At 41.2% G+C, this 21,752-nt stretch carries 17 protein-coding genes; 9 read left to right on the top strand and 8 right to left on the bottom strand.

The window, feature by feature from the left end:
* The first annotated feature begins 202 nt into the window (after window positions 1-202).
* From oadA to MSBRM_RS15185, 4 genes are all read left to right on the top strand, one after another.
* Window positions 203-1,924, top strand: coding sequence for a sodium-extruding oxaloacetate decarboxylase subunit alpha (oadA, locus tag MSBRM_RS15200; RefSeq protein WP_048121604.1), 1,722 nt, complete (start codon window positions 203-205; stop codon window positions 1,922-1,924).
* A 21-nt stretch (window positions 1,925-1,945) separates the two neighbouring features.
* A complete protein-coding gene (locus tag MSBRM_RS15195; RefSeq protein ID WP_048156204.1) occupies window positions 1,946-3,427 on the top strand; it encodes an acetyl-CoA carboxylase biotin carboxylase subunit in 1,482 nt (493 codons plus the stop codon).
* Between the two features lie 110 nt (window positions 3,428-3,537).
* On the top strand, window positions 3,538-4,515 hold the full coding sequence (locus tag MSBRM_RS15190; RefSeq protein ID WP_048121600.1) for a biotin--[acetyl-CoA-carboxylase] ligase: 978 nt from the start codon (window positions 3,538-3,540) through the stop codon (window positions 4,513-4,515).
* Window positions 4,499-5,209, top strand: a complete 711-nt coding sequence (locus MSBRM_RS15185; protein ID WP_048121599.1) for an S-layer protein domain-containing protein — start codon at window positions 4,499-4,501, stop codon at window positions 5,207-5,209. The genes MSBRM_RS15190 and MSBRM_RS15185 overlap by 17 nt, the downstream gene beginning before the upstream one ends.
* Window positions 5,210-5,445: 236 nt before the next feature.
* Here MSBRM_RS15185 and MSBRM_RS15180 read toward each other — a convergent pair whose 3' ends face one another.
* The 5 genes from MSBRM_RS15180 to MSBRM_RS15160 form a co-directional block, all read right to left on the bottom strand.
* Window positions 5,446-6,405 (bottom strand): coiled-coil protein, encoded by a 960-nt coding sequence (locus MSBRM_RS15180; protein ID WP_048121597.1) that lies wholly within the window; start codon window positions 6,403-6,405, stop codon window positions 5,446-5,448.
* A gap of 31 nt (window positions 6,406-6,436) precedes the next feature.
* A complete protein-coding gene (locus tag MSBRM_RS15175) occupies window positions 6,437-7,060 on the bottom strand; it encodes a hypothetical protein (RefSeq protein ID WP_048121595.1) in 624 nt (207 codons plus the stop codon).
* Window positions 7,061-7,182: 122 nt separating this feature from the next.
* Window positions 7,183-7,473, bottom strand: coding sequence for a DUF424 domain-containing protein (locus MSBRM_RS15170; RefSeq protein ID WP_048121593.1), 291 nt, complete (start codon window positions 7,471-7,473; stop codon window positions 7,183-7,185).
* Between the two features lie 220 nt (window positions 7,474-7,693).
* On the bottom strand, window positions 7,694-9,796 hold the full coding sequence (locus MSBRM_RS15165) for a minichromosome maintenance protein MCM (RefSeq protein ID WP_048121591.1): 2,103 nt from the start codon (window positions 9,794-9,796) through the stop codon (window positions 7,694-7,696).
* Between the two features lie 124 nt (window positions 9,797-9,920).
* A complete protein-coding gene (locus MSBRM_RS15160) occupies window positions 9,921-10,679 on the bottom strand; it encodes an RNA methyltransferase (RefSeq protein WP_048157137.1) in 759 nt (252 codons plus the stop codon).
* Window positions 10,680-11,334: 655 nt separating this feature from the next.
* Here MSBRM_RS15160 and MSBRM_RS15155 point away from each other — a divergent pair.
* Window positions 11,335-11,718: a ferritin-like domain-containing protein gene (locus tag MSBRM_RS15155; protein WP_052712916.1), complete on the top strand. Its 384-nt coding sequence runs from the start codon at window positions 11,335-11,337 to the stop codon at window positions 11,716-11,718.
* 760 nt (window positions 11,719-12,478) lie between these two features.
* Complete coding sequence (locus MSBRM_RS15150; RefSeq protein WP_048121587.1) at window positions 12,479-13,156, top strand: nitrite/sulfite reductase domain-containing protein; 678 nt, start codon at window positions 12,479-12,481, stop codon at window positions 13,154-13,156.
* Window positions 13,157-13,172: 16 nt separating this feature from the next.
* Here MSBRM_RS15150 and MSBRM_RS15145 read toward each other — a convergent pair whose 3' ends face one another.
* Complete coding sequence (locus MSBRM_RS15145; protein WP_048121585.1) at window positions 13,173-13,421, bottom strand: hypothetical protein; 249 nt, start codon at window positions 13,419-13,421, stop codon at window positions 13,173-13,175.
* Window positions 13,422-14,077: 656 nt separating this feature from the next.
* Here MSBRM_RS15145 and hdrE point away from each other — a divergent pair.
* Both hdrE and hdrD read left to right on the top strand, forming a co-directional pair.
* Window positions 14,078-14,857 (top strand): dihydromethanophenazine:CoB--CoM heterodisulfide reductase subunit HdrE, encoded by a 780-nt coding sequence (gene hdrE, locus MSBRM_RS15140; RefSeq protein ID WP_048121583.1) that lies wholly within the window; start codon window positions 14,078-14,080, stop codon window positions 14,855-14,857.
* Window positions 14,858-14,861: 4 nt separating this feature from the next.
* Window positions 14,862-16,091 (top strand): dihydromethanophenazine:CoB--CoM heterodisulfide reductase subunit HdrD, encoded by a 1,230-nt coding sequence (hdrD, locus tag MSBRM_RS15135; RefSeq protein ID WP_048121581.1) that lies wholly within the window; start codon window positions 14,862-14,864, stop codon window positions 16,089-16,091.
* A 556-nt stretch (window positions 16,092-16,647) separates the two neighbouring features.
* On the opposite strand, the gene MSBRM_RS15130 is transcribed toward hdrD, so the two are convergent.
* Together MSBRM_RS15130 and MSBRM_RS15125 are read right to left on the bottom strand one after the other, a co-directional pair.
* Window positions 16,648-18,435 carry an ATP-binding protein gene (locus tag MSBRM_RS15130; RefSeq protein WP_369815385.1) on the bottom strand — a complete coding sequence of 596 codons (1,788 nt, stop codon included), beginning with the start codon at window positions 18,433-18,435 and terminating at the stop codon, window positions 16,648-16,650.
* 529 nt (window positions 18,436-18,964) lie between these two features.
* Window positions 18,965-20,299, bottom strand: coding sequence for a DNA double-strand break repair nuclease NurA (locus MSBRM_RS15125; protein ID WP_048121577.1), 1,335 nt, complete (start codon window positions 20,297-20,299; stop codon window positions 18,965-18,967).
* A gap of 965 nt (window positions 20,300-21,264) precedes the next feature.
* Here MSBRM_RS15125 and MSBRM_RS15120 point away from each other — a divergent pair.
* Window positions 21,265-21,477, top strand: a complete 213-nt coding sequence (locus MSBRM_RS15120) for a hypothetical protein (RefSeq protein ID WP_048121575.1) — start codon at window positions 21,265-21,267, stop codon at window positions 21,475-21,477.
* Window positions 21,478-21,752: the final 275 nt, after the last annotated feature.

The following is a 21,752-nucleotide window of genomic DNA, read 5'->3' as shown; positions in this document are numbered from 1 at the left end:
GAAAAATCCCTCTTTCCGGTAAAACCGCAGAAAATCACATTAAAACCGTGATCTGAGGACTTATACACTTACTCAGACGGATCAAAATCTTAACCTGGATAATTTCGGCATATTAAATGAAACTTCCTGGAACAACCATTCGAAGTCTACTATCAGGAATAGTAAATCAGGTTATTTTGATTCGATTTTAAGAGGTTCATCCATGAGTGTAAAAATTACCGAAACCATCCTCCGGGATGCACATCAATCTCTACTGGCAACCAGAATGCGGACAAGAGATATGCTCGAAGTGGTTGAACAACTGGACCAGATAGGGTATTTCTCCCTTGAAATGTGGGGAGGTGCCACCTTTGACAGCTGTATCCGCTACCTTAATGAAGATCCCTGGCAGCGCCTGAGGGATATCAAAAAAGAAATGAAAGACACCTACGCTCAGATGTTGCTAAGGGGACAGAACCTTGTAGGGTACAGGCACTATTCGGATGACGTAGTCGAGAAATTCGTTACTAAGTCTTACCAAAACGGAATTGACATTTTCCGGATTTTTGATGCTGTTAATGATATCCGGAACATGGAATCCTCTATCAAAGTGGCAAAAGGTCTTGGTGCTCACGTACAGGGTACGGTTTGCTATACCATAAGTCCGGTACATACCGTTGAGAAATACGTTGAACTTGCAAAACAGCTTGAAGAACTGGAGTGCGATTCCATCTGTATCAAAGATATGGCAGGCCTTCTTTCCCCAAATGATGCCACACGTATAATCAGTTCCATGAAAAAAGAAATCTCCATTCCGATTTCTCTGCACTGCCACTGCACTTCTGGAATGGCTCCAATGAGCTATATGGCAGCCTGTGAGGCAGGGGTCGATATTCTGGACACTGCACTTTCTCCACTGGCCTGGGGAACTTCTCAGCCTCCAACCGAAACAGTCGTAGCTGCCCTCAAAGGTACTCCTTACGATACTGGGCTGGACCTGAATGATTTTGAAGAAGTCGTTAAATATTTCAAAATATTAAAAGAGAAATACCGGGGCATACTTGACCCTATTTCCGAACAGATCGATACCAACGTACTCATCTACCAGATCCCTGGCGGGATGCTCTCTAACCTTGTATCTCAACTAAAAGAACAGAACGCTCTTGACAAATATGATGCTGTACTTGATGAAATGCCCAGGGTTAGAAAGGAGCTTGGATATCCGCCCCTTGTCACTCCTACAAGCCAGATCGTAGGCACCCAGTCGGTTCTTAACGTGCTAATGGGCGAACGCTATAAGGTTATTCCTAAAGAGGTTAAGGATTATGTGCGCGGCCTTTACGGGCGCCCTCCTGCTCCCATAAGCCCGGAAATAATCGGTAAGGTAATCGGGGACGAGGAACCTATTCACTGCCGTCCCGCCGATCTCCTCAAGCCTGAATACGAGAAAAGAAAGAAGGAAGCCGAAGAAATGGGTATTGCTAAATCTGAAGAAGACATACTTACCTATATTCTTTATCCGGCTATCGCTCCAAAATTCTTAAAAGGAGAAATGGAAGAAGAAGCTCTTGCAGTAGTTACCCCTGCTCCTGAAGTGCAGCAGGAACACAAAGTTCCAACTCATTTCAAGGTCGAAGTAGATGAAGACATTTATGATGTCCGGGTTGAACCTGTTGGTGGGGAAGTTTCCATATCTGAGGCTTCTCCCAAAAAGTCGAGTGCTAAGTCTGTTAAAGGAGCTGTGAGCGTCTCAATGCAGGGCATGGTTCTCTCTCTTAAGGTCAAGGTTGAAGATACTGTTGCAGAAGGCGATACAATCGCTGTCATTGAAGCTATGAAAATGGAAAACGCTGTTCATGCTTCCCATTCAGGTGTTGTGAGAGAGATTTTTGTTTCCGAAGGGGACACCGTATCTCCTGGTGACATAATCATGTCAATCGAATAATATAGTGAGGTGGAAGGCATCATGTTCAAAAAAGTACTCATTGCAAACCGCGGTGAGATTGCAATCAGGGTTATGCGTGCCTGCCGTGAACTTGGAATTTCAACTGTTGCGGTCTGTTCAGAAGCTGATAAAAACGCCCTCTTTGCCAAATATGCAGACGAAGCCTACCTAATAGGCCCGGCCCCTTCTAGCCAGAGCTATCTGAATATGGAAGCTATTCTTGCAGTTGCAAAAAACACAGGAGCTGAAGCAATTCATCCGGGTTATGGTTTTCTCTCCGAAAACCCGGTCTTTGCAAAACGCTGTGAGGAAGAAGGAATTGTTTTCATAGGTCCTCCAAGCCATGTGATTGCCGAAATGGGAAGCAAGATCAGGGCTAGAAATCTTATGGCGAAGGCTGGTGTTCCTATTGTGCCAGGGACGAAAGATGCAGTTGAGGACCCGGTCGAGGCTGTAAAAATTGCAGAAGAGATCGGCTATCCTGTTTTGATTAAAGCCTCGGCAGGTGGCGGTGGAATTGGAATGAAAGTAGTTAATTCCAGCGATGAATTCGCCACTGCACTCAGCTCTACCAGGCAAATGGCTGGCTCAGCTTTTGGTGACTCCTCGGTTTTTATTGAAAAATATGTCGAGGAGCCCAGGCACATAGAGATCCAGATTCTGGCAGATGGATATGGAAACACGATTTACCTTTCGGATAGGGAATGCTCCATTCAGAGAAGGCATCAGAAGCTTATTGAGGAAGCTCCTTCACCTATCATGACTCCTGAACTCAGGGCAAAGATGGGAGAAGCCGCAGTCAGGGTAGCAAAGACAATTGGTTACGTAAATGCCGGGACAGTGGAGTTTCTTTATTCAAAGGGCAACTTCTATTTCCTTGAAGTCAATACTCGCTTGCAGGTCGAACATGGGATAACTGAGATGGTCACAGGTGTCGATATTGTAAGAGAGCAGCTTCGGATAGCCTGGGGAGAAAAGCTTGAATTTAATCAGGAAGATATTATTATTGACGGGCATTCTATTGAGTGCAGGATCAATGCAGAAGATCCGTTAAACGACTTTGCTCCGTCTCCCGGAAAGATCCGTGGATATCGGTCAGCAGGTGGGCCCGGAATCAGGGTGGACAGTGGAGTACATACAGGTTATACCATTTCTCCTTACTACGATTCAATGATTTCGAAACTCTGCGTCTGGGCAAAGACAAGGGATGCAGCGATTGCCAGGATGGAAAGAGCTCTTTACGAGTATGTGGTCGTTGGAGTAAAAACCAATATACCCTTCCATAAAGCAGTCATGCGTAATCCGGCCTTCCGCAGGGGCGACCTGACAACGGCTTTTATCGAAGATAATAATATTATGGAAGCCGTTGAAGAGGTTGTCAAAGCAGATGCTGAAAAAGGGGCTACTCTGGCTTCGGCTCTTGAAGCAAAAGACAAGAAAGTTGCGGCCATTACGGCTGCTGTGCATGCCTATGTGAGCATGGCACAGAAAACACAGCGGTGACATGTGTCCTCCTGAGAAACAGGAATAGGATTCAGGTCCGTTCGATATGAAACAATTTAAACTAAAAAAATATATACGGTTGAACGCATACATTTGTATGGGGTACGATGATGGGAGATAAAAGATCTCGAATTATCAAGGCACTTAAAGATGCACAGAAAAGTCCTGTTTCCGGCGAGGAATTGGGGCTCAAGCTAGGGATCTCCAGGACAATGGTCTGGAAGTATATCAAGTCCCTTCAGGCTGATGGTTATGAGATAGAATCATCTCCGAAAAGGGGATATGTCCTGAAATCCGTACCCCAGTTCCTGTACCCGGAAGAAATCCAGATGGGCCTCAAAACGACTCTTCTAGGAAAAAAAATTCACTATTTTGAAGAGGTAACTTCTACAAACAGTATTGCAAAAGAAATCGCGGCATCGGAAGAAGAAGGCACGCTTGTTATTGCCGAAGTGCAGAAAGGAGGCCGGGGCCGGCTGGGCAGAGAATGGATATCTCCTCATGGTGGAATCTGGATGTCTGTAATCCTGAAGCCTGGAGTCCCTCTGAGGCATGCCTCAAGGCTTACCCTGGTTGCAGGGCTTGCAGTTGCAAACGTTATTCGTAATATGGACCTTGACGCTCGCATTAAATGGCCAAATGATGTCCGAATTAATGGAAAAAAGGTTTGTGGAATTCTTACCGAGGCAAAGGCCGAGGTGGATAAAGTAGATTATGTTGTGCTGGGAATAGGGATTAATGTAAATATGGATTTGAAAGATATCCCTGAATCTTTCCGTGCAGGCTCCACAACTTTGAAAGCCGAGCTTGGAAGGCATATAAAAAGGGTCTCGCTCCTGCAAGATTTCCTTTTTGAACTTGAGCAGCAGTATATACTCTTCAAGACCCAGCCATTCTCACACATTCTCAATGACTGGCTTGCTCTCTCCGATACCATAGGAAGAGATGTAAAAGTTACGACGCCTTCACGAATTATAGAAGGCAAAGCCGTAGGAGTAACTCCAGACGGAGCTCTCGTAATAAGAAAAGCTGACGATACCAGAGAAGAAATTATTGCAGGCAGATGCATTTATGCACGGTCCAGGTAAACAAAGAAGAAAGGAAGTTAAGGAGGCAAACCTTGTTTCTGTATTTTTCTTTTTCCTCCTTATCTCCTTATGCCTCTCAGTCTTTTACTCGATATCACCTGCTTTAGCTGCTGCCGGTAAAGAAAAGCTTTCCATTATTCCTGCCGATAAAGAAAAGCTTTCTGTTATTCCTGCCGGTAAAGAAAAGCTTTCCATTATTCCTGCCGATAAAGACAGCCTTTCTATTATTGCTATTAATGGAGAGGAAATTTATATCCGATCAGGCTACTCCCATGACTTTATACAGAACTATCAGCTTTACATAAAAGGCGCAGATACCGAAGGCAAAAGAGTCTGGATTGAACTTAGCAGGAACGGAGTTCCCCTTCAGGATGATATCGTTACTGAAGGCTCTCAATTTGTATATTCTAATAACTCTACGGAAATCCTTAATCTTACCGTGGATACGATATACGAAGGAGCAGATGGAGTACTTGTAAAGTTTTCACCTGTATATCAGTATCTTGACCCCAGGTTTCCTGTGCCTCAAACGCCAACCGAATCTTTTGACAACGCTTCGAATAATAACTCTTCTTCCTCTGAACCTGGACTGGAAACTCAAGCTGAGGGCTTTGATATACCTCTCTTCCTCCTTGGGTTGGGGGCCGTGCTTCTAGTGACAGGTCTCTTTGCAGGAAAAGGTAAGAAAAAATAACATTTTTACGATATAATGGTTTTTAATGATACAATGGAAAAATAAATTTAAACGGAATAACAAAAGATTTTAATCTAACCACAATATAAAATTATTTAACCAAAGTAAATGGAAAGGCATTTTAATAGACAAAAAGAAATCCATTTAAAATATAAACCGGGGACATTTTCAATGAAACTGGTTTTTGTCTCCGGCTTCCTGAGTTTCCGAGTTCTCTTCCTGAGTTTCCCAAGTTCTTACTCATTGGAGAATTTAACGTCTCCCTTCTCGATAAGGAGCTTAAGATCTTCAAGGCTCATACGAGCGTTTTTCTGAAGTTTTTCGCGGGCGTCGCTGTGTTTTTGGTTTGCTTTATTTTCTTCTTTCATAAGTTGCAGGTCTTTTAACCTGTCCAGATATAAGGAGAGTTCCTTCCGGTTATTAGCAATGTTGGTCTTAAGCGGGTCGATTTTTTCTTTAATTGAGTTTATATTTGTGATTTTATCCGTAAGCTGGGCATGATATGTATTTGCTTCTTTTCGGATTTCGTCTGCAGACTTAAAATTTTCGAGCATTTCCAGGTGGCAGGTCTGAGATTCGTCTGAGAGAGCCTGAATCTTTTCGTGGAGTTCATCTCCTCTCTTATGAATTCCTTTTGATTCTTTATAGCTTTCCTGGATTTGAGCATGCAGGTCATTTGCCTTCTTTGCAGCTTGCAGACGTTTCTCAAGGTCGTTGAGTTTCTGGAATATTTTTATTTCCACTGTAAGAGGCAGTTCTTTATTTAGAAAAGAGTCAAGTTCGGCTTCATAAGCCTTTGTGAGGGATTCCACACTTCCATGGGAACATTTATTGTATTCGTCCCGCTGTTCCTTAAGTCCAGCAATTCCTGAAAACAGTTCTTGAGTCTTTGAGTTTACATCACTTCTTTTTCCCTTATACTCCCTGATTGCTTTGTTAATCTCGTCCCGCTTATCTCTTAGTCCCTGTGCTTTTGCAACCCTTTCCTTAACCTGATGGTTCAGAGAGTCTCTCTTTTCTCTCAGCTCGTCGATATCGGTCCTGTTAATCTTCAGTTCCTTAAAAATCGATGCCAACTGCCTTTCGCTTTTCTCTATCTTGCTCCTGAGCTCGTTTACCTTGCCCTTCAGCTCCCGTTCGTTAAGGTTTGAAAGGTCGGCCGTTGCAATTTCTGTGCTTGAAACGTCGTTGGTCATGTATTATCACCCGCGTGTTTTCAAAAATGGGTTATATTTTCAACTTTTCCCAGTAATTCAGGGCTTCTTCGTGGTTTTTTATTCTGGTGCTGAGCCATTTATGCTGGGATTTGCTTTTAGAAACCTCTTCACCTTTACTGCCTTTATCCTCTGTAAGTTGTTTTTCAGACTTTATTATTTCTTTTAATTCAATATTTGAATTCCTGGCTTCTTCCATTCTTGCACCCGTTTGCAGGAGAACATTTTCTCCAAGTCCTGCTGCCCGAATAGTTTCACTCAGTTTTTCCATAAATGAGTCTTTAAGTCTCTGCTCTTCTTCAGGTTCGATCTGCCCTTTGAGTTTTTTAATCTCTTCCTGGAGTTTATTTGCAGTAATCAGATCCAGTTTAGGAAATATTTCTTTTTCAAGGAGTGCTTCGGTTTGATGGTAAAACTGCTGGCGTTTCTCCTTGAGGACTTCTTTTCTCTCTTCCATCTGGATTCTGACATTCTTTGCATTTTTTACATTTTCTTCGACCTGGCTCAACCTGTTGTCCAGTTCTCCAAACTCTTTTTTATATTCTTCCAGAAACCGTCTGTGTTTTTCCACAACTGCGGAGATCAGCTCCTTTTCTGTCTGCACTCTGATTCCGGCTTCGTCAATGTTCTCAGTCACTGTATCACAATCTGCATTTTATTTTATACATATGTTCTCTATTCCGGTATATAATCAGCCCTGATAACCAGTTGTTTGGCTTTCGCTTGACTCAGGCTCTCAGGGGATTAATTTAAACTGGATTAGATCCTGAAGATCTGGGCATGAGGTACGCCGTCAATTATTATTACTGAATCCGGATCAATCAACCCGCATTTTATACCAAACTTAATTGTTCTTTCTCCAAAGAGGTTTGCAGTCGTAGCTTCTTCAAGGGCTTTCTTGAGTTCTTCTTCGGAAACGTGTTCCCCTTCATAAAAGGCCCTGCTGATCTCCACTACGGTATTGCCGTGTTTCAGGGTCTTTCCGAGCACTTCCTTATCGCAGGCCGCAACAAGCACATGCTCCCCATTTTTATATATTTTTATATACATACTCTCCCTTTTAAATAGTATTGCCCTTTTAGTATTTACAGCTTAACCGTCTTCACATAATTGCTATGTAGGTGTTATGTAGACTTTTTTCTCTTTCCAGGGGTCTGGAAAACAGATCCTGGAACTTTCAGCAATTTGCTTCGTTTCGGCTTAAATAATTCTTCAATTTCAACAAACTTTAAACTTCAACACAATTCTTCAACTTCAACAAACCTTAAACTTAAACAAGCCTTATATGGTTCTGGTCTGGAGAAAGCAGGTCTCCTCTTTGCTTCATTTTCTTAATGTTCTCTTCGGCATGAACCCTGTCTATTCCGTGTTCGTTTTCAGCTATGGCATAAACCTCTTCGAGAGGGGCTTTAGCTCCCGGATGCTTCTCACTTACCTTCTTAATTATATCTCTCAGGATTTTTATCTTGTTTCTCTGGCTCATGCTTGTTCCAGATGCAAGTATATCTGCATCAAGGACTCCGGTTTCGGGGTCAACACCTACGTTTTTCAGGCAATTCATCTCGATTCTGATAGTTCTTTTTGCATCTTCAAGCGTGACCGTATTGCTCAGGCGGACTCTTGCGCTTGCTTCCGAGAGGCGGACAAGCGCTTCAAGCTGTCTCGCAGTTACGGGCACAGGGGTATTTTTGCTCTCTCCGGTTTTTCGAAGGTCCGTATAAAAACTTATCAGGTAAGCTTTTGCATCTTCCTCCATTACAGGAAACACGTTTTTCCGGGCATAGGCAACGTATTTTCGCATGAGTTCAGGCTGAATTACAGGCTCGATAACTTCCATTTCGGCTTCGACAAAATCTTCCTTAATATGAGAGCCGGGAAGTCTCTCCCGCTGCTCGAAGAGTTCTCCTGCATAATGAGACTGCAGAATATGGTTTGCAATTTTAGTGTCCATATTATGGTCAGGAGTATCAAGCAAAACAAAGATAAGGTCAAAACGGGAAAGCAGTGCAGGTGGCATACTTATCTGCTCTGCAAGGCTCTCATACCTGTCAAAACGTCCATATTTCGGATTTGCAGCTCCCAGGAGGGCACAGCGGGATTTAAGAGTGGCAATAATTCCCGCTTTGGCAATACTTATCGTCTGCTGTTCCATTGCCTCATGCAGGGCACTTTTATCCTCGGTTTTCATTTTGTCCATTTCGTCAACCGCAGCGATCCCCATATCAGCCATGACAAGGGCACCGCCTTCGATCGTCCATCGACCATCGTTGAGGTCATCTTTTACGGCAGCCGCAGTCAAACCGCTTGCCGATGCGCTCCTCCCTGAAGTAAAAACTCCTCTAGGGGAAAGTTTGACAACATAGCGCAGGAGCTGGGATTTTGCAATTCCTGGGTCTCCTACAAGCATAATATGTATATCGCCTCTTATTCTGGAACCGTCAGGAAGGTTTTTCACAACTCCAGAAAACAGTTGAAGGGCAAGAGCTTCTTTTATGTCCTCGTATCCGTAGATCGAAGGCGCAACAGAACTAATAATTTTGTTATAAATCTCAGGATCATGGGAAAGTTCAAGGATCTCTTCTTCATCTTCGGCAGTTATTTCGAGTTCGTCATAATCCTTATCAAGGTGCTCTATGGAATTTGCTTCTAACACAAGATCATAAAAGGTAGATTTCCCATCTTTCAGAGTGCGCTGTCTCGATTTCAGGATTCCATTAATTATAACCCTATCTCCGGGGGTGACATTTCCTGTCAGGTCATCTTCAGAGTCCACCTCAAGGCTCTGAGGCTGTGAACCTCCTTTCAGGTTTTCAGGCGATTCCTGGATCTGCAGTTTCTGCGCATCGATAAAGGTGGAATCCTCTATCCTTACCTTAAAGGGCCCCTTCTTTCCACAATTTTCGTCTTCACAACCTGCAAAGGGCTCCTCGAATTTGAAGCTGTTTTGGTCCACAAAAGTAATATGTCCACACCTGAGGCACTCAAAAGCAGCTTTAGTAATTCTTGGTCTCACCTCAGTTGCTTTCCTTATCATACCCTCGATTGCAATAAAGCGCGAGAGGTGCTTGCTTCTTAAATCTCTTATAGGTATTCGGTTTGGGATTCTTATTACCCTTACATGAGCCTCTTCCAGGCTTTTTTCTACAGGAAGGTCGATTTCTTTCAGGGCAGCCTCAGCCGCCTTTATAAGTTCTTCTGGATGGTCAAGGAATTCTTTTGAAAGCTCTCTGTCAAACTTCTCTATATCCGTAAAATCCACGCTAAGGCTTCGCTGATCTGGATACTCGTTTGCAAGCTGGAGGATTTCATTCCAGTAATAGTCTTTAAAAAACCTCTTTAGCTTTTCATCCCACTTGCTTTCTGTTTCAGTCATATCATTCTCTATCTGGCTTTAAGTAAAATTTTCATATGTCTTTACGGTTTTCTGCCTAAAAAAGGATTTTAAAAAAAAAGTAATAATATGTATCACAAATTCTGATTTAAAAACAGGTTTATTCTCATATGAACTTTTCTATACTGGCCGAAACTTCTGTTTCCTGACTTTCAGGCTCGTTTAATGCGTATCCCATTTTTCGCTCGGTTTTTTTTATTACGCCCCTTAAAGTCTGAACTTCCCTGGGGGTTAGACCTGCCCTTCCGAATATTCTCCGCAGCATCAGATAAGTTTTGTCTTTTTTATGAGGAGGATAATCGATTTCCTCCAGTAATTTTTCCATATGCTCGTATAAAAGCTGGAGATCAAACCCATCAGCAAGCGGACTGTTTCCTCCTTCCAGGTCCGAGAGTTCATAAAGCACCACTGCAACGGCATGTGATAGATTCATAATCGGATATATTTCAAAAGTTGGAATCGTAAAAAGCATATCAAAACTTTTTAGCTCATCGTTCCGGAAACCTGTGTCTTCGCGCCCGAAAAGAATTGCAATCGTGCCGCTGCAATCTTTCAGTCTCTCTTTGAGCTCTCTGGATGTATAGAGTGGAAGACGGATGTGTTCTCCGGTTTTCAGGCTTGCTACCCCTGTAGTTCCTATACTCAGGTTTGCGCCTTTCACAGCCTCTTCAAGCGTTGAGACAATTCTTGCTCCTTCAAGGACATCTCTTGCATGCGATGACATGGCTCTTGCTTCTCCTTCGAGTTTACAGGGATTTACAAGCACCAGGTCATTATATCCAAAGTTCTTCATTGCTCTTGCAACAGATCCGACATTTCCCTGATACATGGGCTCTACAAGTACTACACGAATCTTAAGTGACAAATTTCTCAATCCTTTTTTAAAGTCAGTTTTCAAGTGTGATTACATCTTCCACACAGAAAGTCACACACATTCCACATTGCTTTTTTACAGCCTGTACATTTTTCTCATCAATATATATTTTCATGCAGATTATTTTCCGTGTGTTCCGGTTTCATATGGTGTGCTTTGGTCTTATTATATTTTGGTCTTATTATCTTCTGTTTTATTGTTCTTCGGTCTTATTGTGGTTATTTCGGTTTTATTGTCATTTCTTTTTCCTATTTCAGTTCTTTCCTGTTTTAGCTTTTGCTTTTTTGTTTCTTCCTTCTTTGTAGTTTCTTCACTGTTTGAATTCAGAAATATTATCTTTCCACACGTTACTCCTAAATATATTAGTCTTAAGTTCGATATCCTTAAATTTGATAGTCTTAAGTTTGATAGTCTTAAGTTTGATAGTCTTAAGTTCGATAGGTCTTAAGTTCGATAGGTCTTAAGTTCGATAGGTCTTAAGTTCAATTAATTTTAAGGTCGTCAATAAGATAGAAAGATGAGATAGAAAGGTCAAATCAAGTTTTCGTTCTGGTATTGACCTCAACTGTGGCTAAACCTTAAATTCAAAGACTGCTCTTATGTTTAAACTATAAAAGTGGTTATTTTAAAAAGAAATGGTGATTCAATGACTCTTGAAGAAATTCTAAAAAACACATTTAAAGGAGAGACTACTGAAGTTGGCTGGTATCTCGCAATGTCAAAGATTGCTGAGCGGGAAGGATTCCCGGATGTTGCGGTTTACCTACGTCAGGTCGCCATGGACGAGGCCTGGCATGCCACCGAGGTAGCTGAAATCTTGGGACTTGTTAAAGAATCAACTCTTGAAAATCTGGAAATGATGTTTGAAGGAGAGGGTAAAGCCGAAATTGAGAAAGCTGAAGCGGCAGAATTAGCCAAGAAAGAAGGCAATACAAAAGCTGCTCTTTTCTTTGAAAAGGCATCTATGGATGAAGCCAGGCATAAAGCAGGGCTTAACGGATTCCTGAAAAGGATGAGAAAACAGCAATAAGAAAAAAGGATCTTCTGATCCTTTTTCCATATTTTAAGTTCTTAAACTGACATTTTTAACTGCTAACTATTTTTTATCACTAATTACTCTGCTTGTCGTACTTCGGCTGGTTAATTCGCTTAAGATTTTAAGATTCTGTTACAACTCTGCGAATTTTAAAAAGTTCTACGGTTCTATTTTAATTCAAGGTATTACACTAAATTCTAACTGTAATTTCCAGTTTTGTAGTGCTATACCATATTTGTGATGTTATGATAAGTTCTGTAGAGCTATGAAACGCTGAATAATTATGTCAGGCATACGGTTTATATTTTTTTAAATAATATGCATGAGGTTTTATATTATTTCAAGTAATATTATCTCTGGTCTGAAATATGTTCCTGGATTCTAACATATTTAGTCCAGAAAAGTGGTGGAATATCGGATTCTTCACCTTTTGTATGGGGTCTAATTTCAGGGGGAGCTGAATCAGAACTTGCTGTGTCTGCTAAATTAATTTAGTAATTGATTGGCTCTGATCTATGAATTTAGCTTTTGCTTCCGATTTTCAACGCCGGTCTTAGGTTAAATAATGATCTCAAAACCTAGGTCAAGTAATATTAAAATTTTGAAACAGATCTCAAATAAAACAAATTTTGAAACAGATATCATATAAAATAAATTTTGAAAATATATATTAAACCGAGCAAATTCAAAATAAAGATTAAACTAAACAATCTTGAAGTAAATCTGAATCAGTTAAGTTGGAGGAGTGTATAATATGGTAAGTCGTGAGTATGTGAAAGGGGATCTTCCCGAAAAAGCTGCAATTCTGCAGAGAGATGGCGAAACTTATGCAATTGCTCCACATATTCCTGGAGGAATCGTATACCCGGAAACTCTTAGAAAAATAGCTGACATTGCAGAAAAGTATGGTGCTGCTGCTCTTAAGATTACTTCAGCCCAGAGGATTGCAATTGTAGGGTTAAAAGAAGAAGATTTGGATGCAGCATGGGGAGAGCTGAATCTAAAACCCGGAGCTGCTATAGGACTCTGTGTCCGCAGCGTTAAAATTTGCCCAGGCACTACATTTTGCAAAAGAGGCAAACAGGATTCAGTCGGGCTTGGATTAAAACTTGATGAAAAGTACCACGGGATGCAGCTTCCTTCCAAATTCAAAATGGGGGTTTCCGGCTGTCAAAATTCGTGTTCCGAACCTATGATAAAGGATATAGGGCTAATGGGTACAGCAAAAGGCTTTACTTTATCTGTCGGGGGCAGTGCAGGACCCCGTCCGAGACTTGGTATCGTAGTGGCAAAAGACCTCACCGAAGAGCAGGCTCTGGACCTTGTTGAAAAAATAATCAACTTTTATAAAAAATACCCAAAACCCAGAAGAATCGGAGAAGTTATTGACGAGATCGGGATTGAAAAATTCAAAGAAGAAGTGGGATTGTAAAAAGCTCTCTTAATTTTCAGAGGCGTTTTCTTCCTAAACCAATATTTCTCGATAAGCACTTTTTGAAAATGGTTGAGCCACAACCGTTGACCTGCAACTGCTGCGCCATTTGACCACGCAGATCAGGTCGTTGCTGGGCTTTTTGGTCAAGCCTTTTTTTAAAAGGTTTGTGATCACGCTGACCAAATCGTTTCTGGAGTTTTCGGTCAAGCCTTTTTTCAAAAGGGTTGCGGTCAAGTAGTTTTTTTAAAAAGGTTGCAGACAAGCAGTTTTTTCAAAAGGGTTGCGGACAAGCAGTTTTTTCAAAAGAGTTGTGATCGCGTCGATAGGGTTTGGGGATAGTTTCCTCAAACTCAAACGTTTCTCAGGTTTTCAATCAAACCTTTTTTTAAAAGGTTTGTGCCGCAACCGTTGCTCAGTTTGATCACGCCGACCAAGTCGTTTCTGGAGTTTTCGGTCAAGCCTTTTTTCAAAAGGGTTGCGGACAAGCAGTTTTTTTAAAAAGCTTGTTTGAAAAGGTTTGTACTTTACTTTCTCTTTTCCTGCACTTTTACTTTTTACTTTTTTGTCGCTTAATTTCTTACTTTGCCGTCCAGAAGAATTCTATAAAATCTTTATATAATCTATATATTATAATTTTAATATTATTTCTTATACTTTCACTTTTTTCTTTCTCGCTTGATTACTTCCGCTCAACTCATTTTTGCGACTCAGTGGGCTTTTTAATCTATTGTTTAATAAAGATAATGTTTAAATATAATAGATACAAAGACTAAAAGACTATACAAACCTTATGTAGACAGTCGCTACGGCTATCATTCTGTCTTTACTATCATTGATGTCCTGTAACATGACAATTGTAAAAGCAGTATTAATTCCCAGTTTTTGATCCATACATAGGAGGAATAAACTATTAGTGAAATGCTTTATTTTTCTGGGCTTTCGGATGCATTAAGGATGACGTTTGTCCAGATTATGATATTCAGCGCAATAGCTTTTGTTATTTTCTTATATGGTCTGATAAGTGACTTCCAGAAATGGGGGACAGGAGTCACAGGTTATGCTCTTGAGCCTCAGGAAGGAAAAAAAGGAAGTGCAATCACATTCTTAAAAACTTGGTGGAATCAGGTAACAGCAGAATCTCATCATCATGGAGAATCTATTCTGTCGATTCTAATCCTTGACATTCTCTTCCAGAGAAGAATTCTCAAGAGAAGTCCTTTCCGCTGGGTCATGCACCTATTTATTTTTGGGGGCTGGATGACCCTATTTGCTCTGTCAGGGATGATGTTTGCAGTTGAAATGATCGAAAAGATCGGAATCGCACTCCCGTTCACCCCCGCCGAGTTTAGAGATATGCTCTCAATTCCGAATTACATCTTCGGGTATATCCTGCTTATCGGAGTTCTTGTAGCATTAGTAAGAAGACTGTTTGTCTCTGAAGTCAGGGAAGCTTCCATCACATATGATTGGGTTTTGATCGGAATAGTTTTCTTAGTTACTATTTCCGGTTTTATCGCCGATGGAATTCGAACAGGCTTTATCTGGAGCTTTGGGCTTGATCCCTCAGTAGCACCACCGGCCGCTCTCTTCCATTCCGTATTTTCCCTGATCTTCTGTATCGCATTTATACCATACAGTAAATATATTCATGTAATCGCCATACCGCTTGCACTGCTTGCAAACAAAGGAGGCGAATAAAAATATGGCAAAACGTGATCCTTCAATCGATACGAAGAATCTTACCGCAGTCCAGCTCATGGAGCTTGACGCCTGTGTTCGCTGTGGTGAGTGTGTAAAATGGTGTCCGACTTATGCCGCTTCCGGCGGGAAACCAGGATTAGCTCCAAGAGACAAGATCCTGCGCTGGAGGCAGTACATGAACAAATCCTATGGAATTAAAGCAAAACTCTTTGGTCCACAGGAAGTTCCTCAGTCAGAACTTGAAGAATTTAAAGATGATGTCCATGGTTGTACCACATGTGGTGTCTGTGCAACAGTTTGTGAAGCAGGTATTAACACTGTGGAACTCTGGGAAGCTATAAGGACAAATCTTGTAACGAAAGGTATAGGTCCTTATGGGAAGCAGAGCGCGTTCCCAAAACTTACTGGCCAGTACCATAACCCTTACATGAAGGACCAGAAAGACAGACTTGCCTGGGTTCCTCCAGATGTGAAAATAGAAGACAAAGCAGACATTGTCTATTTCACTGGCTGTACTGCAGGGTACAATCAGCTCGCTTTGGCCTTTGCAACATCACGTGTGCTCAACAAGCTGGGCATTAAGTTTACCATGCTTGGTGAAGAGGAATGGTGTTGCGGCTCAGCCCTTATCAGGACAGGCCAGATACATGTCAACGATGTGGCTCGTGAACTTGCAAGACACAATGTAGAGGCACTCCAGAAGAAAGGTGCTAAAAAGGTTTTGTTTGCATGTGCAGGCTGTTTCCGTGCTGCAAAGATCGACTGGCCCAGGCTTCTTGGCACAGAACTGCCTTTTGAGGTTGTTCACATTACACAGTTCCTTGCAGACCTGATAAAAGCGGACAAAATTAAATGGGAAAAGTCTATCAACAAGACGATTACCTACCACGATCCCTGCCACCTTGGCCGTCACGTTGGCGTCTTTAATGCTCCCAGGTTTGTGCTTTCCAATATTCCGGGTGTTAAGTTCGTTGAAATGGACAGGTCAAGGGAATTCCAGCGTTGTTGTGGAGCTGGCGGTGGTGTAAAAGCAGGTATGCCTGATCTTGCTTTGTCAATGGGAGAAGCCAGAGTTAAGGATGCTCTTGAAACCAACGCGGATATCCTCTCGAGTGCGTGCCCCTTCTGTAAGAGGAACCTCTCGGATGGTCGTGATGCCCTCAAATCTGATATTGTTGTAGAAGACATCATCGAGCTGGTTGCAGAGGCTCTTGGCCTTAGCACCTCATAAACGTGAAGATGAAGGCTGGATTTCCAGCTTTCTTTATTCTCTTTTTTTCTCTTTTTTCTCTTTTTACCAAAGAAGGCAGGAAGGCCTCTTCCTCGAAATTTCGTGTTTTATCCTGAAATGATTTCGCAGATTCAAAACCATTTGAAAGTTCAATACGTGATACAGCAGCAGATGACTCAAAAGATTAAATGTTGAATAAATTTCAGCTACATTTGGTAATGTAGAATGATTCTGTAATATGAAACAAATTCGAAGTTGAAGTGAAATGGTGGTCATCAGTATACGATAGATCATTGTGATATCAGAAATTAAAAGAGAAAAATAATTTTGGGATAAAATAGATTATAACAGATTATTACACTTTTTTTTCAATAACTTACTTTGCAACCTAATTCACATTCAGTTTATAATGTTTCAAATTTTCATGCTGTCGATTTTTATCATGTCTGAATCCTGTACTGCACAGCCGAAGAACTTTCTCAGTAAACTTGCTGATGTTCATCAAATCTGATGAAATTTCCTCAGTAAACTTGTTGGTCATCAAACCTGATAATGATCACCGATGCCGGACTACACAATTTGAAAGCCCGATTATTTCCACAATATCACTGTTATCCGGGGAATGAATTATCATCTGTCCTTTTTTAAGATAAGGAATTCTCCGCTCATATTCTTTAGGAACTTTTAGAGATGTAATAGCTGCGTCATTGTTGAGGTTAAGGATCAGTTTCGTATTTATCTGCTTGAAAACCGTATCATCGATATCCTGAGGGTCCTGAGTAATTAAGAAAAGGCCCAGTCCTTCTTTTCGGCCCTGACGAGCTGCATCTGCAAAACGTGAAATAATAAGGCGAGAGTGTTCCCCATTTGCATTTGAGAGATACCGATGAGCCTCATCCAGTGCAAGAATGATTGGAGTTTCTTTAATTGCTTCCTTTCCCGTCGTACTTAATTTGTTGTCCACGATCAGGCTCATGATTGTGAGTACTATGAGATCGCGGATTCTCGGAGCACTTATATATTCAGTCGGGAAAACCGAAATCTGCCCTGGCTTAAAAATTTTATCCACAAGGTCAGTAATTGAAGTCGCATCCCGGTCAAAGACTTTTGAGAAAAAGTGACTTCTTACTCTTCTTACAATCCCATCGTATGAGGACTCATGCAGCTTCCCGCTGTCAACATAGTAGGAACGGGTACCTTCATTCTCAATATGGTTGATGAAATTCTGGTAAGTATGGGGTACACTTGACTTGAAGAAATCTCCAAGAAGCACTTCAAGCCCGATATACTGGAGTTCTGACATTCCGGCTGCTGCAATAAGCCAGGAATTGTGTTCTACAAGTGAAAAAGGAATTGTAAATTCAATCTGCTCGGCTCTGGATTTATCCCCAGGATATCTTTGCCCATCGACTTTTGCCACGAAAGCCTTTGTAGAAAGAACCCGGCCATAGGTTACATTTTCGGATTCAAACCGGAATTTATCGTCCTCAGTGAGGTTTTCGTTGTCCTCGAAAAACTGGGAATACTCGTCCTGAGGGTCCATAATTACCAGGCAGGGATTTTTCCGTGCTTTGCTAGGAGAACCCCGTAGTCTGTACCTGTTGTTTTCATTCATGAACTGGCGGAGGATATTCTTAGAGAGGAACGTTTTTCCTGTTCCTGTGCTCCCGCAAATAAGCATATGCCTGAAAATAAGGGGGTCGCCCATGGAATAATCGTTTCTCAGGTAATATGCTACCGTTTCGGGCTCGGAATTGGTTTTTAGAAGCTCGCCCCCTACACTCAGGTGGCCGAGAAAGATTCCGTTTTCAGGAATGTTAAGTCCTGTCTGGACTTCAAGCCTGTCAGTAACAGGCAGGATAGGAGTGTTAGGGTGAGGAATCCGGTCTGCCATCCGCCGGGTGAGTTTGCCTTCGGCTTTTCGGTAAAGAATACAGAGCGGATCAAGGCAGGCAAGGAACTTGTAATCGTCTTCATTTACAGGGTTTCCACGGGCACTGAGCATGCGTCTTGAATGAATTTCAGTTGCATCGTCTACCACAAACTCCTGCCTGTACTGGAGTTTTCCCACCCTGGCAAAGAGTTTTTCTCCGTTTTCGTAAGGCACAACAACATATGTTCCCAGCCTTATCTCATCCCGTCGAGCTGATGTAATGTAACCGGTGATTACAGCTCCTGAAGGAGTCAATTCAAGGGGCTCTATGCCTGTAGTGACAATCCCGAAAGCTTCTGAAACTGGAGAAGCCTTCAGGACATTATCATCACATCCGGCAAAGCCTTCAAAGGGGAAATCTTCCTTTCCGGAACTCCCGAGAACTTCGGATTCAAGAGATAGATCTGAAATAGATATAGAATCATTTTTAGAGACAGGCTTAGATACAGGAGTAGTTTTGGGCAGAGAGGAAGATTTAAAAATCGATTTTGCAGGGCTTGAAGGAACATCAGATTCAATTTTGGATTCTGTTTTTAAAATATGATCTGATAAATCATTCCGACAATCTTTACATAGATTATCAGATGATGAAGCTTGCAGTATTTCCTCAGTATCGGGTGTGAGTATAGAGGTAGCCTGATGAGAGGTGACCAGGTCGGGAACATCTTCAACGGAATCTGCAGTCTTGCTCATATTCTTGTTTTCAGGATTGATCTCATCAGGACTTTCTTTTCTTGGCTCAGCAAGACTTTCCTTTCTTGGCTCAGCAAGACTCTCTTTTCTTGGCTCAGCAAGACTTTCCTTTCTTGACTCAGCAAGACTCTCCTTTCTTAGCTCAGCAGGGATTTCCTTTGAACCTGCATTTTCTTCCGTTCCTGAATTGACAGGAGCTGGCTCCTTTTTTGGTTTTTTAGAGTTAAAAGTAAAAATGTCGACATTTTCATATTTCATTAATCTTATTCCACCGGGTGTCATTGTAAGTAGTATCGGGATTCATATTTTCAAAGAATTTATCAATCTCTTCCCTCTCTACTTTCCTGATTTTTGCCAGATGGTCTGCTTTTGTGAGGGTAAGAGGAAAACCATACAAAGAAAGGTCAAAGAGCACTTTTTTGGTCATTTGCATGCGGAGAAATTCGTCTTTAACAAGCCCATATGGAGCTTCGACCTTGAAGACCACATCTTTGTAGGGTACGTAAAGCATGAAAAAACAAAGAGCATAATCTTCAGGCGAGAAATCGTGCCTGAGTTCCTGCTGGAGAGGATCTGCGGCTGCAAGGGGTGAAGTTCCGTTAAGCAATTTTTCGTAAAACCTGTTGGGCTGCAAAAACCAGTTAGTGTAAGTAATGTAATCATTTTTGGAACCGTTGTGCTTGCCGTTCTTCCTATTGTTTTTTGAATTTCGTCCCCCATGTCCTGAAGCGTTGTCAACTTTTTCCAGGGAGAGCAGATTTTTGAAAAACTGCGAATCCAGCATCCAGGGAAGGTCGAAAGCGTTTCCTTTTTTCCGGACGCTGTCCATAATCTGCATGTCAATTGGATTTTTCACAAACCCAATTACAGGCTGCCGGTTTTTCAGGAAATGGTCCATTATATCAATGTAATTCTGGAGGATTTTTCGGGCATCGTTGTTCTGTCGGACTCTCACGTCCTCGTCGTCCAGCACCATCCAGTACATTAGCTGTTTTGGATAAATCGGCCCGTCCATTATGAAAAAACTCTCAGGCTTTATTCTGTCTTTCATGAAAAGAATGTGTTCGGATTCTGCCAGGTACATGGCAAAACTGTGCACCATGTCAGAAGCTTTTCTTTTTAACTCGTCAGGCGCGATTGTAACCAGTTTTGCCCTTCCAAACCCTTCATCGAAGGTTTCCCAGCTTGCACTAGCCTGCATGGATACTCTCTGAGAAGAAGAATAAGCGGCGCATACGATTGTTCTGAATCTCTGAATATCAAGATTAGTAGGCGTTGAAGCCAGCCCACAGTGGCAGAAATCTACAAAAAGCCCGCTGTCATAAGTCCTTGGATTTGTACTTCCGCTATCGCAGGCATAAGTAAGAGGATACGGGTCTTCGCCCTGCGCCATCAGTTGAGTCCTTACAATACCTCGAAAGAGCCTGCCTATAGCTTTAAGAATGACCTTCCCATCGAGACTCAGCTCCTCAAGCAGAGAATAGATATCCGAAGCCGTTTTTACCTCTTCAGACTCAAACGAGCAGTCAATCTTTTTTGCAAGCTCCGAGATCTTATGCATATGCACGGGCTCAAGGGTCATGGATAAAAGATACTTTGAGGAGTCTTATATATTTATTGAATGGAAAGAGGGAAATGGAGTGCTTTACTGGAAAATGAGTGAGGGAATATACAACTTTTTTCCATGAGAATTTTCTCAAGTGATAAGCCAAAAAATGGAAATAGCAAGTAACTGATACTGCGATTCCAAATTAGGTTCACAAAACTTGACTTTTAAACTTATTTCCCGATTACAAATTTCCCAATAGATAATGAATTTATTACATAGAGAGTACAGAAGGTCACGAATACCCCTCCTTTACAAGCTATCCAACAATTGCTTTCAGAAACAAAATAATTCCTTCTTTTTTAAGGTGGCCGCCCACAATTTGATTTTTTTAGCGCATTTGGTATTAGTGGTGAAAGTCATTTGATGAAATTACATTTTGATTCTGAAAAAAATCTTGTTCAGATTTCAGGGAATCTAAAGACTTAATGTGTAAATTACTCTATTCAAAAAATCGCTATCGGGCAAATACTCTCGCTTCGCTTTCCTTAACTTTATATGTTGTGGCGACATATTATAAAAGGTTAGAAAAATAACGCAAAGTAGCTTCAACGAAGATATCAAAAAACAGGAAAATTATAGTGAAGAGTAGCTATCAAAACTACCACATAATGATAGCTACTTTCAAGAACGGTGAGACAAAAGAAAGCAGATCTTTTGTCGTATGCAGTGTTACTCTATTTACTTAGTAACTTAGTAAGTAACTAGTATATATTACGTACAGCTTGGTTATTAAGGTTTTCTCTTAACATTGCATACAATAAAATCTGTTTTCTCTTTTGAGTTCTTGACGAATCGATTAGTGAATACTTTATTTCAACGGAGATCAAAATGAGTAAACTTGAATTTTCATTGACAGTCAAAGGGGAATTTTCTGTAGGAAATTTCTTTCAATCCATATTGGATTTTTTTGGCTTATCTGGAAGGTGAAGAAAAGGAAAATGAACCGAAGGTTTCTCTCTACTGATAGGGAAGAAAACACGGTTTATTTTGTGTTTCTGGATTTAGTATATATCCATATAAAATTGATAAAAGATGAAGTTGAGCCTGAACAGGAGGGAATGTTAACTTCCCTCTTTCTAAATTTTACACGTATGGATTTTTTAGCGGTAAAATCATTTGTTGTATCCTTAAATGATTTTGCACATCAATAAACATTTGAAAGTCTAATGTACTATACAGCGACAGGCGACTCAAAAGGTTAAACGTTGAGTAAATTCTAATTTCATTTTTAGTAGTGTAGAATAGGCTCTGTTCCAAAATCTAGTGATTTTTGCATTTCTTGATTGAAAATCTTAATTAACAAGAAGAATCCGGTATTCATCAAAATCAATATTCGACATCTTAAGACTTCAACCTCTGAGTTATATCACATGGACTGTGGCTAATTACAAAATATAGTGATTTTGAATTTTACATTTATCACTGG

The organism is Methanosarcina barkeri MS (assembly GCF_000970025.1).
GTDB lineage: Archaea > Halobacteriota > Methanosarcinia > Methanosarcinales > Methanosarcinaceae > Methanosarcina > Methanosarcina barkeri.
Note: the sequence above shows the minus strand (reverse complement) of the source record. Positions and strands in the feature narration are given on the sequence as shown.

Coding starts and splice junctions, on each gene's coding strand:
- oadA (WP_048121604.1), top strand. CDS start 203: ATGAGTGTAAAAATTACCGAAACCATCCTCCGGGATGCACATCAATCT.
- MSBRM_RS15195 (WP_048156204.1), top strand. CDS start 1,946: ATGTTCAAAAAAGTACTCATTGCAAACCGCGGTGAGATTGCAATCAGG.
- MSBRM_RS15190 (WP_048121600.1), top strand. CDS start 3,538: ATGGGAGATAAAAGATCTCGAATTATCAAGGCACTTAAAGATGCACAG.
- MSBRM_RS15185 (WP_048121599.1), top strand. CDS start 4,499: ATGCACGGTCCAGGTAAACAAAGAAGAAAGGAAGTTAAGGAGGCAAAC.
- MSBRM_RS15180 (WP_048121597.1), bottom strand. CDS start 6,405: ATGACCAACGACGTTTCAAGCACAGAAATTGCAACGGCCGACCTTTCA.
- MSBRM_RS15170 (WP_048121593.1), bottom strand. CDS start 7,473: ATGTATATAAAAATATATAAAAATGGGGAGCATGTGCTTGTTGCGGCC.
- MSBRM_RS15165 (WP_048121591.1), bottom strand. CDS start 9,796: ATGACTGAAACAGAAAGCAAGTGGGATGAAAAGCTAAAGAGGTTTTTT.
- MSBRM_RS15155 (WP_052712916.1), top strand. CDS start 11,335: ATGACTCTTGAAGAAATTCTAAAAAACACATTTAAAGGAGAGACTACT.
- MSBRM_RS15150 (WP_048121587.1), top strand. CDS start 12,479: ATGGTAAGTCGTGAGTATGTGAAAGGGGATCTTCCCGAAAAAGCTGCA.
- hdrE (WP_048121583.1), top strand. CDS start 14,078: ATGCTTTATTTTTCTGGGCTTTCGGATGCATTAAGGATGACGTTTGTC.
- hdrD (WP_048121581.1), top strand. CDS start 14,862: ATGGCAAAACGTGATCCTTCAATCGATACGAAGAATCTTACCGCAGTC.
- MSBRM_RS15125 (WP_048121577.1), bottom strand. CDS start 20,299: ATGACCCTTGAGCCCGTGCATATGCATAAGATCTCGGAGCTTGCAAAA.
- MSBRM_RS15120 (WP_048121575.1), top strand. CDS start 21,265: ATGAACCGAAGGTTTCTCTCTACTGATAGGGAAGAAAACACGGTTTAT.